The sequence below is a fragment of the Erythrobacter sp. SG61-1L genome (assembly GCF_001305965.1).
Lineage (GTDB): Bacteria > Pseudomonadota > Alphaproteobacteria > Sphingomonadales > Sphingomonadaceae > Andeanibacterium.
The window spans coordinates 421,919-441,140 of the sequence record NZ_JXQC01000003.1; the positions used below are offsets into that span (position 1 = coordinate 421,919).

Sequence of the window (19,222 nt, forward strand, 5' to 3'; positions counted from 1 at the left end):
CTCCTGCATCACGCCGGTCCGTAACGCGCGTCTGGCCTTACCTGCTGACGTCGAGGCGGGCGCCGGCAGCGAAGGCGCCGCCGGGGCCGGGGCCGACGGTGCTCACGCCTGCACCGGGGGTGCCCACAGTCATGCTCTGCCCGGCGGTATTGTCGACCACGAGCTTGACCCACAGAGTGCCATCCGCACCGAAGTAGGACGTTTCACCGGCCTCGCGCAGTGCGGCAAGACTGGGCTTCCGGACGCCATTGGCGGGGGCGCTGAAGCCGGGAAGTTCGAAGACGACCCACGAGCCATTGTCCATTTCGCTCAGCGAGAGGGACAGGTCTTTCTTGCCGGTTTCGATGCGCACTTCGGCGCCGCTGCGGATGGTGGTCTGGCCAGTATATTCCCAGCGCCTGCCATTGCGGCTGAGCATGACCGGATCGGAAATCGGGCCGCTGCCGAAGCCGAAATTGCCACCCACGCTGAAGTGGCCGAAATCGCCCCGGCACACGGCCGCGCCCCAGTCGGGCCTGATCTGGCAGGCTTCCTCGTCAGAGGCGATGCCATTGTCCAGCACGATATAGGAATTGGGGATACCGCCGACCGAGCCATCCTTGTCATGGATCGCCGCGCCTCTCCAGGCATTGGCGCGCCCAAAATCGGACGACCACTTGCGCACGACCGGCGGGAAATCGACCGGTCGGGAATTGACGAATTTCGCGCCTTCGATGGCGTTTTCGCTGCTCATGCCGAAGCTGGTGTACATCAGGTAGGAAAGCGCGCCCGCGCTGCGCGTCTCGTTGGGCTTGAAGTTCACGAAGGTGGTGTTCTCCACGTCGTGGCGCAGATCGTAATATTCATAGCCGCGGATCGGATAATCCGGGATGTCGTTGGGCATGCTGCGGCCATAGGCCAGTTCCTGCGGAGTGCGGGGTGTGCCGATATTGTCCGATTCACCTACGAACACCGAGTCCACCACCTTCGAGGTGTAGGCGGCCCGCCCGACGGCGGATGCTGCATGAGTGAAGCCGATTGCATTGTCGGCCACTCGCAAGTTCCTGAACAGATGCAGCTCGCCCCGGCCCCACACGGCACCGTGCCGGTTCTTGTAGGCGGTGAAATCCTCGAACAGCGATCCCTTGGGCTGGCTGTTCGGATCGGCCGGATCGGTAAAGGCGAAGTGGTAATTGCTGCCGCCGACACTGAAGGTGCCATCCGGCTTGGGGCCGCGATCGAACATGAAACCATCGAAATTCGAATGGGCGGTGTTGCCCGAAAATTCCCGCACGGCGGTGCGGCGGGGGAATATCCGGTCGCTGCCGTCCTTGCCTTCATGGGCACCTGTCGGATGTTCCGGCAAGGCGAACCAGAAGCCGGTCTGATCGGACCCGGCGGCGACATTGTCGCGATAGATATTGTCCGGGTTGGTGATCCAGAAGGTCGAGGCCGTATTGTCCGACGGAATCAGGATTTCCTTGGAAGCCTGTCCAGCCGGCCCTGCTGTCGTCCCACCCGGGCCGAGGTTTGTCGGAATACAGGGCAGGGTGGGGTGGCACTTTGTCTGGATGCCCAGATTATGGACGAACCGGTTGCCCGTCTCCACTGCGTCTTCGAGGAAGAAACAGTGGCCAACCGTGTTGAAGGTCACGTTATTTTCGATCTGCAGGTTATTGGTGCCATGCACGGTCACGCAGCGGCTGTAGGTGTCGTGGATCGACGAGTTCCGGATATACTGGCCCTGGCCTTCGCCAATGATGTGCCAGTGGATCGGATAACGGGCCAGATGCAGATGCTGGCCCATGCGATTAAGCTCAATGCCCGAAACATACATTTTGGACCCGGCCATCGCCATGATGTGCCCCCCGAAATAGGAACTTTCGGCATCGTCAGAGGCCTGAATGCGGATGTTGCGGGTCAGCAGCCCGACTTCGCCCCGCTCGTCCACGCCATAGGTGACCTCACCGAAATGCATATATTGCAGCGGCATATCCAGGGTGAGGGTATTCCCCCTGATGGCAGTGATCGTGCGCCTTTCCGCCTGCCGGGGATCGAAATCGGTGGAGGCGAGGACAATCTCGTCGCCCTTGCGCCAGCCGCCGGCATCCAGCACTTCGATCGAGGCGCTGCCTGCCTTTGCCGTCTTGCTCAGCTTGGTCCAGCTATTGGTGCGGTCGCCATGAAGGTTCAGGGTTCCGGCCATCATCATGATGCCCCGGTCCCCCATCGTATTGATGTCTTCATCGGGGACATTGTCGGTCAGCGTGATCGTCGCCTTGCGCGTATGCGGCTTCGCCTCGCTGCCAATGCCCAGTTCACCGCCCGCGACCAGAATCCATTCGCTTTTCAGTTCAAGATCCAGATCGTCGGAGAAGCTGAGCTTCCCGGCGATCGTCAGGCTGCGCAGAGCCGGAGGGCTGACGTCGAGAACGATGTTCCGGTCGCGCTCGATCGTAACCGCATCGCCATCGCGCGGCACCTTGCCGTTCGGCCAGGATGCGGGATCGGACCAGCGCGACTGCTTTGCCGGCGCGGCATGTTCCTGCGCGGGCATGTCCATATGTGCGTGCGAATCCTGAGCGCGGGCTTCATGCCCCAGGCCTAGCCCAAGGGAGACGGAAAAAAACACAGCTGGAAGGAGCAGTCGAAACCGCATGCGCATGATGATGATCCCCTCATTCGGGACTGTGAGTCCCGTTTTGTATTTGACCATAGTGTGCAGGGGATAGCCGGCTTTGCCAAGCCGACATTGAGAAGCAATTCGGAGTAATTTGAGGACGGTTTCGGCTGCTCCGACGTCTTCGGGATTTATGCGATCAAATACGCCGGTGCCGAAAACGATCGCAGTTCAGTCGCGGCGAGGAGTTCTTCGGCCGAATTCCCGGACATTTGGTCGGGCAACCTTGGCGGTGACGGTCACATCAATTGTGACAAGGAATGCGCACCGCACCTGCGTGCTGGAAGTCACCACCTGATTTCGCGGAAATTTGCGAAGGAGGTGGTGCCCGGGGACGGAATCGAACCGCCGACACCATGATTTTCAGTCATGTGCTCTACCAACTGAGCTACCCGGGCAACGCTGCGGCGGCGGTCATTCAATGACCGGCGAGCGGCTTGGAGAGCGCGCCTATGGCGAAGGGAGGGCGGCTTGGCAAGAGCAAGAATCCCCCTTTTTTGAAATTCACTCTTCGCGGACGATGTCTTCCGGGTCTGCGGGCGGTCCGGGCAGGGCATATCCGTCGTTCAGCCAGCGGGCCAGATCGCGGTCACGGCAGCGGGCGGAGCAGAAGGGCGCGAATTCCTTGACCTGCGGCTTGCGGCAGATCGGGCAAGGCTTTGCTTTTGCGGCGTCGGTCATAGCGGCACGGCCTGCGCGAAGCCTGCTTCCAGCGCAAGGGCAGGATCGCTTTCCACACGGATTTCACGGCCGGTGCGGCGGGCCAGTTCTGCCAGCCATTCTTCCTTCAGCTTCGCGCGGATGGCTGGATGGCAAGTGAGCAGCAATGCGCCCGGCTCCATCACGCCTTCCGCCCGGCGCAACAGGCGGCGTGCGGCCATGCCGGTGCGGCTGCGGGCAGCCCGGTGGAGCAGTGACGGGCGGGCAAGCCTCGCGACAAGCTGAACGAAGCCGAATCCGTTCATCGCCGTGCGTTCATGCGGCCATTCGGCCAGTGCGGTGCCCAAAGCCTCGTCCACGGCGCGCCGTTCTGCCTTGGCCACCAGCGTGGGGAAATCCACGCCTACCGATCCGCCGATGTCCAGCCGGCGCAGAGCTGCGCCGATGGCTGGCACGGCCGCAAGGGCGAGTTGCACGGGGGGCAAGGTGCCGTCCACGTCGATCAGCGTCATCGCGGGCGTCGGGCTGAGTATCAGCGAGCCGCCGGCAAAGGCGATCTCGCGGGAAAAGGCCTCGTCCAACAGATCGTCCCATCCTTCCACCGGGAAGCGATGGACGATGCGGGCCGAATGGCCTTCCAGTTCCAGTGCCTCGGCCAGCGAAGGGGCGGGGCGAGGGCATTCCTCTGTCGGGCGGGCCTGGGCAAGCTTGGTGCGGCCAGCTTCACCGATGGAGGCACGGATGACCTGCAAGCGGATTGTGGAGCCTTCGCTGGCGCCTTTGGGCAGGCGGTCCACCAGCGCTTCTTCGCCACCGGCAAAACGGGCCGTGCCGCGCGCGCTGCCCGCGCTGCGGGAGATCAGCCTTGCGTCTTCCACCTGACCGGCCGCCAGCGCGCCGGGCCAGTCGATCCGGGCGGCGGCAATGGTATCGCCTTCGAGCAGGATCGCGCGGCTTTCGCCGATCCCTTCCTCGACCAGCCATTCAGCCAAGAGGGAAACCCGCCGATTTGAGCAGCGCTCGCGTTTCAAACAGGGGCAGGCCCATCACGCCCGAATGGCTGCCGCTGATCCAGACGATCAGCCCTTCGGCCGCACCCTGAATGGCATAGCCGCCGGCTTTGCCGTGCCATTCGCCGCCCGCGACATAGGCTTCGATTTCCTCGTCGGACAGGCTCTTGAAGCGCACGATGGTTTCGCTCAGCCGCTCCTGAAGGGCACCGGTGGGTGAGAGAAGGGCAATGGCGGACAGCACGCGGTGGCGGCGGCCGGAAAGCAGGCGCAGGCATGAACGTGCGGTCGCTTCATCTTCAGCCTTGGGCAGGATGCGGCGCCCGCAGGCCACCACCGTATCGCCCGACAGGATGAAGGAGGGATCGCCCGCCGCAAGCCCCTGATGGGAAGCCAGCGCCTTTTCCCGCGCCATGCGCAGGGCATAGGCGCGCGGGATTTCCGCGCGGTACGGCGTTTCGTCAATGTCGGAGGCGCGGATCGCAGCGGGCACGATGCCCAGCCGCGCGAGCAATTCGCGCCGACGTGGGCTGGCGGAAGCCAGGATCAGCTGCGGGGAGCCGAGGGGCGCGGTCACGCGCCGGCCTTATTGCGGGCCGGGGCCGCCCCGGCCGGGCATGAAGCGGTAGGTGATGCGGCCCTTCGTCAGATCGTAGGGCGTCAGTTCAACCAGCACTTCATCGCCCACGAGGACGCGAATGCGGTTCTTGCGCATCTTGCCGGCAGTGTGGCCGAGGATTTCATGGCCGTTTTCGAGCTCGACCCGGAACATCGCGTTAGGCAGCAATTCCACTACCTTGCCGCGCATTTCGAGGAGTTCTTCTTTAGCCATATGTGCTCTGTTTCCGGGTGAGATTGTCGATCTGGCGCGCCCAATAGCCGCCAGAGCGCAAAAAGGAAAGCCCGTGCCGAAGATGAGCGTTCATCGGCGCTCATGCGGCATTAATCGAATTGCGACCTTTTGTTACGAAACGCGGCTTGAGGGTCGTGCGTTACCTCCGCATTAGACGCCAACCATCCCTAAAAAAAGACAAAGTCAACGATGACCCTGAACCGCGCCCTACTGCTGTCGGCCATTTCCAGCCTTGCCGTGATTTCGGCAATTCCTGCCCACGCCCAGCAGGTGCCTGCATCGTCCTCGCAGGAGCCGGTGGACCCGGCCGACGACAGTTTGGACACCGAAAACGAGATCGTCGTGACGGCGCAGAACATCCGTGGTTCGGTGCAGGTCGCCCAGCCGCCGATCCAGGTCCTGAGCGAGACGGACATCGCCGCCTATGGCGCAAGCTCGATTGCCGATCTGGTCGCCGCGCTGGCGCCGCAGACGGGTTCGGGCCGTGGCCGTTCGTCCGGCCCGCCGGTGTTCCTCGTCAACGGCATGCGCGTATCCAGCTTCCGCGAAATGCGCTCCTTCCCGCCCGAGGCGATCCAGAAGGTGGAAATCCTGCCGGAAGAAGTGGCTCAGAAATATGGCTTCTCTGCCGATCAGCGCCTGATCAACTTCATCCTGAAGAACAATTATTCCAGCCGCGAACTGGAAGGCGAATATAGCCAGCCCGGCGCCGGGGGCACTTCCACCAAGCAGGTGGAGACGACCTATCTGCAGATCGCCGGGCCGAGCCGGTTCAATATCAATGCCGAATGGAACGATACCAGCCCGCTGACCGAGGCGGAGCGCGGGGTGGTGCAGTCTGTTGTGCCCGGCCTTGCGACCGATCCAAACCCGGCGAATTATCGCAGCCTTGTGGGCGACAGTTCCGATCTGGAGCTGACCGGCAACGTCACCACCCGGCTTGGCGGCGCGGGCAGTTCCCTGTCGGTCAACGGCACCTATGAGCGTGGCCGCAGCCAGAGCCTGTCGGGCCTCAACACAGTGACGCTGACCGATCCGAACGACGCGAATAACAGCCTGCTGCGCACCTATGGCGAGGACGACCCGCTCGCCCGCCGCAGCCGGACCGAGACGGTGTCTTTCGGCAGCACGCTGAACGCGCCGCTGGGCGATTGGCAGCTGACCGGCACGATCGACGCCAGCCGGGCGCGCAGCACTACGGAAATTGACCGTTACGCCGATTCCACCGTGTTGCAGGATGCGGTTGCCGATGGCCTGCTCGCCTATGACGGGCTGCTGCCCACCACCAGCGACGCGGGCTTCGATACGGCGAAGACGCTGACCGATTCCGCCAGCTCGCTCGTCACCGTGATGGGTTCGCCCCTGATCCTGCCCGCGGGCGACGTTACGCTTACGCTGGACGCAGGCTACAAGTGGAACCGCGTCCAGAGCGAGGACACGCGCAATCCGGGCGTGGAAACCAGCCTGACGCGCGGCGATCTCTCCGCCGGGTTCAACCTGGGCGTGCCGATCACCAGCCGGGATGACGATTTCCTGGGCGCCATCGGCGACATCAGCCTGAACTTCACGGCCGGGATCGACCACCTTTCGGACTTCGGCACGCTGACTGACTGGACGGCCGGGATCAATTGGGGGATCACCGATACGCTGAACATCCAGGCCAGCTACATCACTCGCGATGCGGCGCCCGGCCTCAGCCAGCTCAACAGCCCCGAAGTGGTGACGCTGAACGTCCCGACTTACGACCTGTCGCGCGGCGAAACGGTGCTGGCTACTGTCACCAGCGGCGGCAATCCCAATCTGACCAACGAGAAGCAGCGCGACGTGCGCATCGGCGCCTTCTGGCAGCTGCCATTCCTCAACAATTCCAGCATCTCGGTGGAATATAACCGCAACAATTCCTCGGACGTCAGTGCATCCTTCCCGCTGCTGACCCCGGCAATCGAAGCAGCCTTCCCGGATCGGGTGCAGCGCGATCTGGTCACCGGTCAGCTGATCTCCATCGATCAGCGCCCGGTCACCTTCGATAGCCAGAAATCCTCGCGCCTGCGCTTTGGCCTCAATCTTTCCGGGCCCTTCGGCAAGGCGAATGCCAGTGCGGGCAATGCCAACAATCCCTTCGCCATGGCGCGTGCTGCTGCGGGCGGCGGGCAAGGTGGCGGGCAAGGCGGGGGCGGGCAGGCTGCGCCGCAGGGCGGCGGCGCACCCGCACTGGGAGCCAATGGCCCTCAGGGTGCTGGCGGACCGCCGCAGGGCGGCTTTGGCGGGCCGGGCGGTGGCTTCAACCCAGAGCGTTTTGCGCAGTTCCGGCAGCAGCTTTGCGCAGACGGCGCGACGGTGCCCGATATTTCCACCATGCCGGAACAGATGAAGGCAAACCTGCTCAAGCCGGATGGCACGATCGATCAGGAAAAGCTGAACCAGTTCAAGCAGCGCATCTGCAGCAGCGATGGCCCTCCCGGAGGGTTCGATCCGGCGCGCTTTGCGGAAATGCGCCAGCGCTTCTGCGCGACCGGCAGTGACGAAGTGCCTGATCTGTCCGCATTGCCAGACCGTATTCAGGAAGAACTGCGCGGGGCGGACGGCAAGCTTGATCCCGAGAAATATGCACAGTTCAAGCAGCGCATCTGTTCCAGCGACGGCCCGCCGCAGGGTGGGCAGGGCAATGCTCAGGGCGGCGGCCAGAATGGTGGCGGACAGAACGGTGGTGGACAGGGCGCAGCCTTTGCCGGCCCGCCTCCGGGTGGTGCCGGTGGACCTGGCGCCGGTGGGCCTGGTGGTGGCGGCCAGCGCGGCGGTGGCGGCTTCCGTGGGCCGGGCGGCCCCGGTGGCGGCGACGGCCGAGGCCGCTGGTTCATGAACCTGACCTACACGCTCGAACTCGAAAACGAGGTCCAGATCGCCGAAAACCTGCCGGTTCTCGACCTGCTGGATGGCGGTGCCCTTTCCGGAAGCGGCGTGGTGCGCCATTCGGCGCAGCTGGTGGGCGGGTTGTTCTATCGCGGCATCGGCATGCGTTATTCGGCCAGCTATTCCGGCCCCAGCCGGATCGATGGCACCGGCTTGCCGGGCAGCACAGATCTGGAATTCGGCAGCCTTGCCAAGCTGGACCTGCGCCTGTTTGCCGATCTTGGCCAGCAGGCGAAGCTGGTGGAAGCCGTGCCCTTCCTGAAGGGCAGCCGCATCTCCTTCGGCGTGGACAATGTGTTCGACAGCTATCGCACTGTCACGGACTCCAATGGCGATGTGCCGCTGCGTTATCAGCGTGCCTATATGGACGCGAACGGGCGGACCTTCTCGCTGGAATTCCGCAAGATGTTCTGATGCGGATGGCCGGTTGGAGCGAAATCCTATTTCGCTTGATGGGGCTCGTCATTGCGAGCGTAGCGAAGCAATCCAGGGCGAAGCGCGCCGAACCCTTGATCGCTTCGGGCCTTTGGCCCTCGCAATGACGAGCCAATCAAGAACGGTCATGCCCTGAGGCAGATGGAAAGATGCAAAGGGGCCGTCGCCAAGTGGCGCGCGGCCCCTTTGCTTATTCGTCATGCTGAAACGAGTTCAGGGTGACGAGTGAGGGAATGGGGCCTTTGCTTTTCATTTTCCTACAGGCCGCCTGCTTGCCATAAGCCGGTCATGACCTGCATCGCCCCTCGCAATCCGTTTCTTTCCGCCTGTTCGGGCGGCCATGGGGCAGGGGGCGAGTTTTCTCCCAGTACAGTGTCAACCTTGTCAACTTCGGCGGATTTCCGAGGGCGTGCGGTTCCCTTTTTCGTCGATTTTCCTATCTGGCGCGCATGAGCAAAACCCCCGCCGGAACACCGCACGATCCCCGAGGGGCCGAACGCTTCAATGAGGAGCGGGCGGCCTATACTGTGCGCTCGGCCCAGCCTGATCTGGAGGCGGGCGTCACCGCCATCCGTGAGACGGTGAAGGTGTTGAAGCCCAAGCCGGGTGTCTATCGTATGCTCGATGCGCGGGGCGATGTGCTTTACGTCGGCAAGGCGCGGGCGCTGAAGAACCGCGTTTCCAATTACACGCAGGTGGAGCGGCTGACGAACCGGCTGCGGCGCATGGTCAGCCAGACGCGCAGCATGGAAATCGTCACCACCAATAGCGAGGCCGAGGCGCTGCTGCTGGAAACCCAGCTGATCAAGCGTTTCCGCCCGCCTTACAACGTGCTGCTGCGGGACGATAAGAGCTTCCCCTTCATCCTGCTGCGGGCGGACCATGACTTCCCCCGGATCACCAAGCATCGCGGGGCAAGGAAGGCGAAGGGGAATTATTACGGGCCGTTCGCCAGTGCCGGCTCGGTGAATTCCACGATTAATGCACTACAGAAGCTGTTCCTTTTAAGATCTTGCACAGACAGCTTTTTTACCCGGCGTGACCGGCCATGTCTGCTTTATCAGATCAGGCGCTGTGCAGCGCCATGCGTGGGCCGGATAGACGAGGCGGGCTATGCCGATCTGGTCCGTCAGGCGAAGGATTTCCTCGGCGGCAGGTCCACGGCCGTGCAGCAGGAAATCCAGCAGCAGATGGAAACGGCGGCCGAAGCACTGGATTTCGAGCGGGCGGCCATGCTGCGCGACAGGTTGCGCGCCGCCACGGCGATCCAGGGCAGCCAGGCAATCAACGCCGCAGGCATTGCGGAGGCGGATGTCTTCGCCATGGCCGTGAAGGGCGGGCATGTGGCGGTGCAGGCCTTCTTCATTCGCGGCGGCCAGAACTGGGGCCACCGTGCCTTCTTCCCCGCCCATACCGACGGGGTGGAGGAAGATGCGATTCTGGCGGGCGTGATGGCCCAGTTTTACGAGGAAGTGCCGCCCCCGCGCCTTGTGCTGGTGGATCGCGAAATGGAGGGCGCGGACCTGTTGGCGGAAGCTCTGGCCAGTGCCAGCGGGCACAAGGTGGAAATCTCCGTCCCTCAGCGCGGGGACCGACGGCGGCTGATCGAACAGGCATCGCGCAATGCGGTGGAGGCGTTGGAACGGCGCATGGCCGAGAGCAGCACCACGGCGAAGATCCTGCGCGAAATGGCTGAATTTCTCGAACTGCCGGAGCCGCCGGAGCGGATCGAAGTCTACGACAACAGCCACATTCAGGGCACCAAGGCTGTGGGCGCCATGGTGGTGGCGGGGCCGGAAGGCTTCATCAAGAACCAGTATCGCAAGTTCAACATCAAGTCCGCGCAGACCGATGACGATTACGGCATGATGCGCGAAGTGATGACCCGCCGCTTCTCCCGAGCGCAGGAAGAAGACCCGGACCGGGACGGCGATAGCTGGCCGGACCTTGTGCTGATCGATGGCGGCAAGGGCCAGATGAACGCAGTGAAGGATGCGCTGGAGGAACTTGGGATCGAGGATGTGCCCCTGATCGCCATAGCCAAGGGGCCGCATCACGGGCGTGAAGGGCGCGAAGTGTTCCACTTCCCCGACGGGCGGGAAAAGATGCTGCCGGTGAATTCCCCGCTGCTGTTCCACTTGCAGCGCCTGCGGGACGAGGTGCACCGCTATGTTATCGGGGCGCACCGGGCCAAGCGCAGCCGCGCGATCACCGCTTCACCGCTGGACGAAATCCCCGGTATCGGCCCGGCAAGAAAACGCGCCTTGCTGCTGCACTTCGGAACCGCCAGCAAGGTGCGGGCGGCTTCGCTGGAAGACCTGCAGCGGGCACCCGGCGTCAGTGCCGCCGTGGCGCAGACGATCTACGATTTCTATCACCCCAGCGGGTGAGGGGAGGTGCAGGATGGCCGATGAGGAAGAACGCGAATTCGCCTCGCCGCCATGTTCGCTTGGCGAAGTCGATCCGGCCTATGCCGGGCTGGACGGCGCAGGCGGCCTGAATGACTGGCGCAAGGCGGAGCGGGAACGCCTGATTGCCCTGCGCATGGCGATCCCGGCGAGTGACCGGGCCGAACTGGGCGAAAGGATCGCCGCCTATCTGGAAGCGCTGATCGGCGATCCGGCGGGCCTTGTCGTCAGCGCCTATTGGCCGTTCCGGGGCGAACCCGATCTCAAGCCGATGCTGGCCCGTTTACGGGAAAGGGGCGCGATCACGGCCTTGCCGGTCGTGGTGAAAAAGGCGCACCCGCTGGTATTCCGCCAATGGCAATCGGGCAACCGGCTGGAACGGGGCGTGTGGAACATCCCCATCCCGGCAGACGGCGCCGAAGTGGTGCCGGATATCGCGATTGCCCCGGTCGTGGGTTTTGACCCGCTCTGTTACCGCCTCGGCTATGGCGGTGGCTTTTTCGACCGTACGCTGGCGGCGCTCCTGCCGCACAAGCCGCGCCTGTTCGGCGTCGGCTATAACGTGCAGGCGATCCCCACGATCTATCCGCAGACCTATGACATCCCGATGGATGCGGTGGTGACAGAGGTAGGTGTCACCACCGCGTGACCGGGCTTAATAGCTCGCGCGAGCCGTTAGGAAGAAGCTGCGGCCGGGTTCGGGGAAGCCGTCCACCAGCGTGTAATTATCGTCGAACAGATTGCGCACCCCGGCGCCCAAGGTCACCCCGTCGATCACTTCGTAATCCACGCGCAGATTGGCCTGAGCATAGGCGCCGGTCCTGTAATAGAGCGTGCCGGCCGTGTTCACCGTCCAGCGGTCAGACGCCACTTCGAGCGAGGGCAGGATGCTCAGCCGTTCCAGCGGCTGCCATTCCAGCCAGGCGAAGGCCTTGTGCGTGGGAACGCCGGTGGCCTCGAAGGCCGAGATCGAGGGATCGGTGAAATCGCGCTGGGTCCAGGTGTAGTTGGCGCCAAGACTCAGCGTGGCGCTTGCCTGTGCGCTCACCGCCACTTCGGCCCCGTAATATTCACCCTTGCCGACATTGCGGCTCTGGCTGACGGCATTGTCCGAGCAGACCGGCGGCGTGGCATTGTCGCAGGTCTGGTAGATGTAGGGGAAGGATACGATGGCGTCGTCCAGCCAGGAATAGAAGGCTGCGCCTTCCACCTTCACGGCGCCGAAGTTCTTCGATCCGCCCAGTTCCAGATTGGTGGAGCGTTCGCTCTTCAGATCCGGGTTGGATGTCGCCCCGCCAAAGCGCGAGCTGAAGCGTTCGAAGATGGTCGGGAAGCGGGTGCGCGAACTGAGCGACAGGTGCAACGCAGTGTCCGCATCCGGCGTCCAGTCAACTCGGCCCTGTGCGTTCCAGGCATCGGCATTGGCCAGCGGATAGTTGAACAAAGTGCCGCCATCGCGAGTGCCGTTGAGGGTGAATTCCTCGGCCGTGTAAAGCTTGCGCCAGTCATAGCTGAATCCGCCGGTCACGCTGAGCGTTGGGCTGAGCTGCAGGCGATCCTCGATCGCGACGCTGAACGTATCCTCGTCATCGGCCTGCGGCGGTTCGATGTAACCGGTGGGGAAGTACTGCGAATATTCGCTATGTTCGTCGCGCCGGTAATGGAAGGCTACGCCGAGCTTGTTGCTGCCGGTGGTGTAATCGAGCTGGACGGTGCCGCCATAGGCCTTGTCTTCATACCAGCTGTTGAACACCTTGCCCGCAGTCAGTGTCTGGCTGTTCTGGTTGCGATTGTCGAAGCCGCGCAGCAAATTGTCGAAGCTGTTGTGATAGAGCTTCGTCTTGAGCGTCAGATCGTCGCCGAGGGCCGTGGTGGAGAGGAAGTAGAAGCTTTCGATATTCCAGTAGGGCCAGCTCCAGTAGCGCTGGCTGTTCAGCGAATCCGAGACGTGCAGCGGCGCGTTCTTCGAGCCTTCCTGCCTCGTGTAGCTGATCGAATATTCGTCGGTCGCGTTGGGGGTGAAGCCGATCTTGGCATTCACGCGCCAGTCTTCGGTGCGGCTGAAATCGCGTTCGCCGCCATCTTCCGTGGCAGTGGGGGTGAAGTCTTCCGGTAGATCCCAATGATCGCGGAACGTGCGGGCATAGCTGGCCTGCGCATACCACTGGTCCTGCTTGGTGCCGATCAGGGCGAAGGCGCTGTAGCCGGCGTAATCGGCATCGCGATCAAGCTCCAGCGTGCCGCGGGCTTCCACTTCCAGTTCCTTGGTGGGCTTGCGGGTCACGAGATTGATCGCGCCGCCCATCGCGCCGGGGCCGTCGAGGACCGAGGCATAGCCCTTGGCTACCTGAATCTCGGCCACGTCCGGTGTCAGGAAGCGGCCGTAATCGAGGCGATTGTCGGCCGGGAGATAGACACGGATGCCATCGATCGAGAGCGGGACCTGAAACCGGTCGAAACCGCGGACATAGATCAGGCGTTCATTGCGCGAACCGCCGCTGTTGGAAGCTGACACGCCCGGCATGAGGTTGGCCGCATCGTCCAGCTGGTTGCGGTTGAAGGCTTCGATGGCCTCCGCCGTCATGGTTTCGCCAGTCACCGCGATGCCTTCCGGCTTCTTGCTGGTGACCAGAATCTGGCCGAGGGTGAAGGTGTTATCAGCGGTTTCTGCGGTAGTTTCTTCCGCATGGGCCGTGGCAGGCAGGCAGACGATCAGGCAGGCCGAAGCCAGCAGGCGCAATTTCATTTTCCGGTGTTCCCTCATTGCAAAAACGCCCCTCGCTGCGTGGCGAAGGGCTATATATGATGGAATATGGTATGCTATGTTTTGTGAAATATAGCAAGGGCCGTGCAAAAGGGCCTTCAGGCATGCACGCAGATAGCGGGAGTCGGTCTTAGCCCTTCGGGTCGTTCGCGACGGGCCGGATCATGCCTTCCTGCGCCGTACTGGCCACAAGGCGGCCGTCGCGACTGAAGATCTGGCCGCGCGTGAAGCCGCGCGATCCGCCGGCCCAAGGGCTGTCGGTGACATGCAGCAGCCACTCATCCGCGCGGAAGGGTTCATGGAACCAGATCGCGTGATCAAGACTGGCGGCCTTCACTTCTCCGCGATACCAGTTGACGCCATGAGGGCGGGTGCTGGTGGCCAGCAGATGCATGTCGCTGGCATAGGCGAGCACGGCGCGGTGTACGCGCGGATCGTCGGGCAATTCCGCAACGGTGCGGAACCAGACGTGGCTCAGCGGCTCGTTCTTCTGCGGGAACATCCAGTCGCGCGGTTCGACCGGGCGCGTATCGATCGGCCAGGGCTGCAGCAGCCTGTCGCGATACATGTTGGGCACCAGTTCCGCCATTTCGCGGCGCAGTTCGACGTCGGATTTAAGGTCTTCAGGCGCGGGAACATCCGGCATCTGCTGATATTGATGCTCAAGCCCCTTCTGGGAAATTTGAAAGGACGCTGTGAGGTTCAGGATCGGCTGGCCTTGCTGGCTGGCCACAACCCGGCGGTTGGAGAAGCTGCCGCCGTCGAAATCCCGCATCACCTGATAGTCGATGGGGTATTCCTCGTTCCCGCCGCGCAGGAAATAGCAATGGAGCGAGTGGCAATGGCGATTATCGTCCACCGTGCGCTCTGCCGCGCCTAGCGCCTGGGCGATTGCCTGACCGCCGAATACGCGGCCGACGCCGCCCTTCTTGCGCCGCCCCAGGAATCGGCCATCGCCGCCGCGCGGTTCGAGATCCAGCAGCAGGACGAGGTCGGCAACGAGGGCTTCGGGCGTGGGATTGACGTTGGTTGCCATTTAAAACGTATGGGGATCGGGCCAGCGAAGGTCAACGCGCCTTCAGAAATTTGCGATAGAGCCGCCAGCCGATTGCCTTGGCGGTGTTGCGGCGCGGCCACCGGCCGGGGGCATTCGGCTTCAATCCGGCTCGGCGCAGCAAGGCGTTGAAGGCGCGGGCATCGGCTTCTTCATAGCTCCATTCGGATCGCCAGGTGATGGAGAGCGAGATGGAGGGGGAAGGGCCGACCTTTACCCAATGCGGAGCCATTACCGGCACGAACAGCGCATCGCCGGGTTCCAGATGGAACTCCATGCCGCCCGCAGCCAACGCGTCTGCCCATTTGAGTTCGCGTGCACCGCCGGTGTGATAGGTCTCATGCACCTGATCGGGGGCGAATTGCGCATCGCCTGCCGGGAATTGCACCATGGTCTTGGTGCCCATCAGCTGCATCAGGATGTTGTGCTCCGGATCGAAGTGATAGGGCGTCACCGCGTCGGGCGAGGAAACGAAGATGAAGCCCTGCGTCTTCATCATCCGGCCAGTCTTCGCCTCGATGGAGGGCTTCAGTTCCGCCAGCAGCGCTTCCAGCAGATCGGCATAGGCCGGGTTCTGCTCGATATTCTTGAGCACGGCCCAACTGTTGGTTTCGTGAATGCGCCGGATCGTGTCGCCGATGGTCAGGCCGGTTGAGCCGGGCTTGGCCTCGATCCCGATGGGCAGATCGCCGCGATTATATTCGATGGAACTGTCGGGCAGGCTCTCGCCAAGGGCAGCGAGGGCGTCGAGCGCGAGCAGTGGATTGTCCGGCAGATTGTGGCGCAGCTTGTGCGGCACTTCGGGATAGGATTGCGCGAAGGTGGCGCGCGCGTCCTCTGGGAAGACCTGCGCCGCGCCGAAGGGCGATGCGGAATTTGGCTGGGGCGTCTCGGGCTTCATGCAAGCTCTCCGGAGAATTTGTGCGTTTCGGCAAAGGCGATCGCGCGGAACAGGCCGCGGCGCAGCGGGCCACCAATGCCGATGTTGATACGCCCGATGGTGCGGCGTTCCCGCCAGATATGGTCGATCATCGGATGGTCGGCGCTGGCGCAGCTGTCGCACCAGTCAATTCCGTCGTGTTCCAGTAGGGCAAGGTTTTCGCGCTGGAGCAGGACGCCGGGCGAGAAGCGGGCGTAGCGCTCGTCAAACGCGGTCTTGTAGGAAAATGCGCCGGGCGGGGTGAGGAAATTGGCCAGCATCGCAATGGGTTCACCGTCGAGTGACAGGGTCAGTCTCTCCAGCCGCCCGCGCCATGCTGCACCGGTCAGCGCTTCGCGGAACAGCCAGGTAGTGGCCGTGTCGCGGGCGAGGGCATGGCCGGAGGTGCCTTTCCAGCCGGAGGCTTCGAGCGCGAGGAATGCCTCGGTCCACGCTTCCACCCCCTGCGCATCGCAGCGGCGTTCGAAACGCAGATCGCCCAGTTCGGCCAGGCGATTGTACTGGCGGCGCAGTTCCTTGCGCTTCTTGCCCGTCATCGCCGCATCCAGATAGGCATCGGGCGTCAGGTCGGATTCCAGCATGGCCCGCTCTTCCCGGTGGACCAGCACAGCCGGGCGGGCCTGTTCGGCAAGCACTGCCTTCAGCGCATCGTGCATGGCGCCTTCAAGCGGCAATTGCGGCAGGTGAAGGAACAGCGCGCCCGCGGCATTGGCGTCGGCCCAGTTCAGCAGATTGCGCCAGAAGGGCCGTTCCATTCCACGTGCGACCAGTGGCACGCCCAGAAAGCAATTGCCGTGAATCCATGTCGCCCATTGGGGCAGGCGATGGCGGTAATAACGGCTTTCGCGCAGCACCGGCAGCAGGCCCACCAATGTCCCGTCCGCCTCCACGCAGAGCAGGCTGACCCGCCCGAACGGATCGAGCCCTTCCAGTGCGGGCAGAAGATACCAGCTTTCAAAGAAAGGATTGGGGCTGGATGCCCATTGCGCCAGCGCATCCCAGCGCAGCACGGCATCCACGCTGGCCATTTCACGCCAGTCTACCGCCGTGGCGCGGAAAGTGGGCGCGCCTGTTCCACCCGCATGGCCGGCCATTGCGCTGTCCTGTCTGTGAAGCGGCCTGCTCGCCACGTTAACCCTCGTGTCACGGCTCGCGGCGCCGCATGGCCGGGCTTTATCCTGCGAAACCGAATGAAGCGTTAAGCGGACGTTCCGGAGGATGGATTAGTGCCCTGAAAACAAGAACCCCGCCCGGATCGCTCCGGGCGGGGTGACACACCTGCTCGGGCAATGCGTCAGCCGGCGAGGGCCGCCAGCAGCAACAGGGCCACGATATTGGTGATCTTGATCATCGGGTTCACGGCCGGGCCGGCAGTGTCCTTGTAGGGATCGCCCACCGTGTCGCCCGTTACTGCGGCCTTGTGGGCTTCACTGCCCTTGCCGCCGTGGTTGCCGTCTTCGATGTACTTCTTGGCATTATCCCAAGCGCCACCGCCGGAGGTCATGGAGAGGGCCACGAACAGCCCGCCCACGATCACGCCGAGCAGCAGGGCGCCAAGTGCGGCAAAGCCGTTCTGTTGACCCGCCACCAACGTGATGACGAAATAGACCACGATTGGCGCCAGCACCGGCAGCAGCGAAGGAATGATCATTTCCTTGATCGCCGCCTTGGTGACGAGATCGACCGTGCGGGCATAGTTTGGACGGCTGGTGCCGGCCATGATGCCCGGATCGCTGGCGAACTGGTCGCGAACGTCCTTCACCACGTCGCCCGCCGCGCGGCCCACTGCCGTCATGCCCATCGCGCCGAACAGATAGGGCAGAAGCGCCCCGAGCAGCAGGCCGACGATGACATAGGGGTTCTCAAGGCTGAAATTGACTTCCAGTGTCGGGAAGAACTCCTTGAGGTCAGTGGTATAGGCAGCGAACAGCACCAGTGCCGCAAGGCCCGCCGAACCGATGGCATAGCCCTTGGTCACGGCCTTGGTAGTGTTGCCTACGGCATCGAGCAGGTCGGTCTTCTCACGTACGCTGTCATCGAGACCCGCCATTTCGGCAATGCCGCCGGCATTGTCGGTAACGGGGCCATAGGCGTCGAGCGCCACGACCATGCCTGCCAGAGCGAGCATGGCGGTCGCGCCATAGGCAATGCCGATCAGGCCAGCGAGTTGATAGGCGATGATGATGCCCGCCACGATCACGATAGTGGGAAGGGCGGTCGCCTCAAGACTGATGGCGAGGCCCTGGATCACATTTGTGCCGTGGCCCGTTTCCGAAGCCTTGGCGATGGAGCGGACCGGCCGGAAATTTGTGCCGGTGTAATATTCGGTGATCCAGATGATCAGCCCGGTGATGACCAGGCCCAGCAGCGAGCAATAGAACAACGCGCGGCCGTTGAAGTCCGTGCCCGGGAGCACTTCTTCCATTCCGCCCAACGCAGTGCTGGTAGCGAACCAGATAGCCGGGACTGCGAGGATGGCCGAGACAAGGAAGCCCTTGTACATCGCGCCCATTACATTGTTCGAACCGCCAAGGCGGACGAAATAGGTGCCGATGATCGAAGTGACGATACACACGCCCCCGATCAGCAGCGGCAGGGCCATCAGGTTCGGCAACAGATCGCCCACGCTCTTCAACAACAGTGCAGTCAGCACCATGGTCGCGCCTACGGTGACCACATAGGTTTCGAACAAATCGGCGGCCATGCCGGCACAGTCGCCCACATTGTCGCCCACATTGTCCGCGATCACGGCCGGGTTGCGTGGATCGTCTTCCGGAATACCCGCCTCGACCTTGCCGACAAGGTCGGCGCCGACGTCTGCGGCCTTGGTGAAGATCCCGCCGCCGAGGCGCGCGAAGATCGAGATCAGCGATGCACCGAAGGCGAGGGCGACAAGGCCGTCCACCACCGTGCGGTCCTCTCCGCCTACCGTGAAGCCGGCAATGTCGGTAAGATACCAGTAAAACACCGCAATCGCGAGGAGGGCGAGCCCGGCCACGAGAAGGCCGGTGATCGCGCCCGCGCGGAAGGCCAGCGTCAGCCCGTTTTGCAGGCCCTGCTGGGCCGCTGCGGCAGTGCGGACGTTGGAGCGGACGGAGATGTTCATTCCGATGAACCCGGCCACGCCGGACAGGATCGCGCCGATCACGAAGCCGGTGGCAGAAATCGGCCCCAGCGTAGCGAAGATGATCACCGCGACCACCACGCCCACGATGGCGATGGTGGTGTACTGCCGCTTCAAGTAGGCTTGCGCACCTTCTTGAATTGCCGCGGCAATTTCCTGCATCTTTTCATTGCCGGCACTTGCGCCGAGCACCTGGCGGCTGGTTACGAAGCCATACACGATGGCAAGCAGCCCCAATATGATGGAAATAGTGACGAGGTTCACGTGAGCCTCTCCCCCTCTGCAAAGAATTGCGGATCGCGTGGCTCCTTCTTTTATTTTGAGGCGCTCACGCCAATGCAGATGGCTATAGGGGCATTATAGGGCGCGCAAGCCCTAAAACCCGCATTTCTCCTTAGGTTGTCA

At 63.1% G+C, this 19,222-nt stretch carries 13 protein-coding genes and 1 tRNA gene; 3 read left to right on the plus strand and 11 right to left on the minus strand.

Features of this window, described 5'->3' with window-relative positions; all coding sequences use genetic code 11:
• Positions 1-37 precede the first annotated feature (37 nt).
• The 6 genes from SZ64_RS02180 to infA all read right to left on the minus strand — a co-directional run bounded on the left by SZ64_RS02180 (position 38) and on the right by infA (position 5,161).
• On the minus strand, positions 38-2,542 hold the full coding sequence (locus SZ64_RS02180; RefSeq protein WP_054529329.1) for a G8 domain-containing protein: 2,505 nt from the start codon (positions 2,540-2,542) through the stop codon (positions 38-40).
• Between the two features lie 439 nt (positions 2,543-2,981).
• A tRNA-Phe gene (locus SZ64_RS02185) sits at positions 2,982-3,057 on the minus strand.
• A gap of 106 nt (positions 3,058-3,163) precedes the next feature.
• Complete coding sequence (gene yacG, locus SZ64_RS02190; RefSeq protein ID WP_054529330.1) at positions 3,164-3,340, minus strand: DNA gyrase inhibitor YacG; 177 nt, start codon at positions 3,338-3,340, stop codon at positions 3,164-3,166.
• Positions 3,337-4,311, minus strand: a complete 975-nt coding sequence (locus tag SZ64_RS02195; RefSeq protein ID WP_054529331.1) for a ribonuclease E/G — start codon at positions 4,309-4,311, stop codon at positions 3,337-3,339. The genes yacG and SZ64_RS02195 overlap by 4 nt, the downstream gene beginning before the upstream one ends.
• Positions 4,304-4,906: a nucleoside triphosphate pyrophosphatase gene (locus SZ64_RS02200; RefSeq protein WP_054529332.1), complete on the minus strand. Its 603-nt coding sequence runs from the start codon at positions 4,904-4,906 to the stop codon at positions 4,304-4,306. The genes SZ64_RS02195 and SZ64_RS02200 overlap by 8 nt, the downstream gene beginning before the upstream one ends.
• A 9-nt stretch (positions 4,907-4,915) precedes the next feature.
• Entirely contained in the window at positions 4,916-5,161 is a 246-nt protein-coding gene (gene infA / locus SZ64_RS02205; protein ID WP_021689091.1) for a translation initiation factor IF-1, read from the minus strand.
• 210 nt (positions 5,162-5,371) lie between these two features.
• Here infA and SZ64_RS02210 point away from each other — a divergent pair, with 210 nt between their 5' ends.
• From SZ64_RS02210 to SZ64_RS02220, 3 genes are all read left to right on the plus strand, one after another.
• Positions 5,372-8,506 (plus strand): hypothetical protein, encoded by a 3,135-nt coding sequence (locus tag SZ64_RS02210; RefSeq protein ID WP_054529333.1) that lies wholly within the window; start codon positions 5,372-5,374, stop codon positions 8,504-8,506.
• A gap of 470 nt (positions 8,507-8,976) precedes the next feature.
• Entirely contained in the window at positions 8,977-10,917 is a 1,941-nt protein-coding gene (uvrC, locus tag SZ64_RS02215) for an excinuclease ABC subunit UvrC (RefSeq protein ID WP_054529334.1), read from the plus strand.
• Between the two features lie 13 nt (positions 10,918-10,930).
• On the plus strand, positions 10,931-11,584 hold the full coding sequence (locus SZ64_RS02220; protein ID WP_054529335.1) for a 5-formyltetrahydrofolate cyclo-ligase: 654 nt from the start codon (positions 10,931-10,933) through the stop codon (positions 11,582-11,584).
• Positions 11,585-11,590: 6 nt separating this feature from the next.
• On the opposite strand, the gene SZ64_RS02225 is transcribed toward SZ64_RS02220, so the two are convergent.
• From SZ64_RS02225 to SZ64_RS02245, 5 genes are all read right to left on the minus strand, one after another.
• Positions 11,591-13,681: a TonB-dependent receptor gene (locus SZ64_RS02225; RefSeq protein WP_241772964.1), complete on the minus strand. Its 2,091-nt coding sequence runs from the start codon at positions 13,679-13,681 to the stop codon at positions 11,591-11,593.
• A gap of 148 nt (positions 13,682-13,829) precedes the next feature.
• Positions 13,830-14,735 carry an acyl-CoA thioesterase II gene (locus SZ64_RS02230; protein ID WP_054529337.1) on the minus strand — a complete coding sequence of 302 codons (906 nt, stop codon included), beginning with the start codon at positions 14,733-14,735 and terminating at the stop codon, positions 13,830-13,832.
• 31 nt (positions 14,736-14,766) lie between these two features.
• Positions 14,767-15,654: a cupin-like domain-containing protein gene (locus SZ64_RS02235; protein WP_054529338.1), complete on the minus strand. Its 888-nt coding sequence runs from the start codon at positions 15,652-15,654 to the stop codon at positions 14,767-14,769.
• Positions 15,651-16,787, minus strand: a complete 1,137-nt coding sequence (locus SZ64_RS02240; protein ID WP_054529339.1) for a GNAT family N-acetyltransferase — start codon at positions 16,785-16,787, stop codon at positions 15,651-15,653. Before SZ64_RS02240 ends, SZ64_RS02235 begins: the two co-directional genes overlap by 4 nt.
• Before the next feature lie 200 nt (positions 16,788-16,987).
• The gene (locus tag SZ64_RS02245; protein ID WP_054529340.1) at positions 16,988-19,081 is read right to left on the minus strand and encodes a sodium-translocating pyrophosphatase; all 2,094 of its coding nucleotides are present in this window, start codon (positions 19,079-19,081) and stop codon (positions 16,988-16,990) included.
• Between the last annotated feature and the right edge of the window lie 141 nt (positions 19,082-19,222).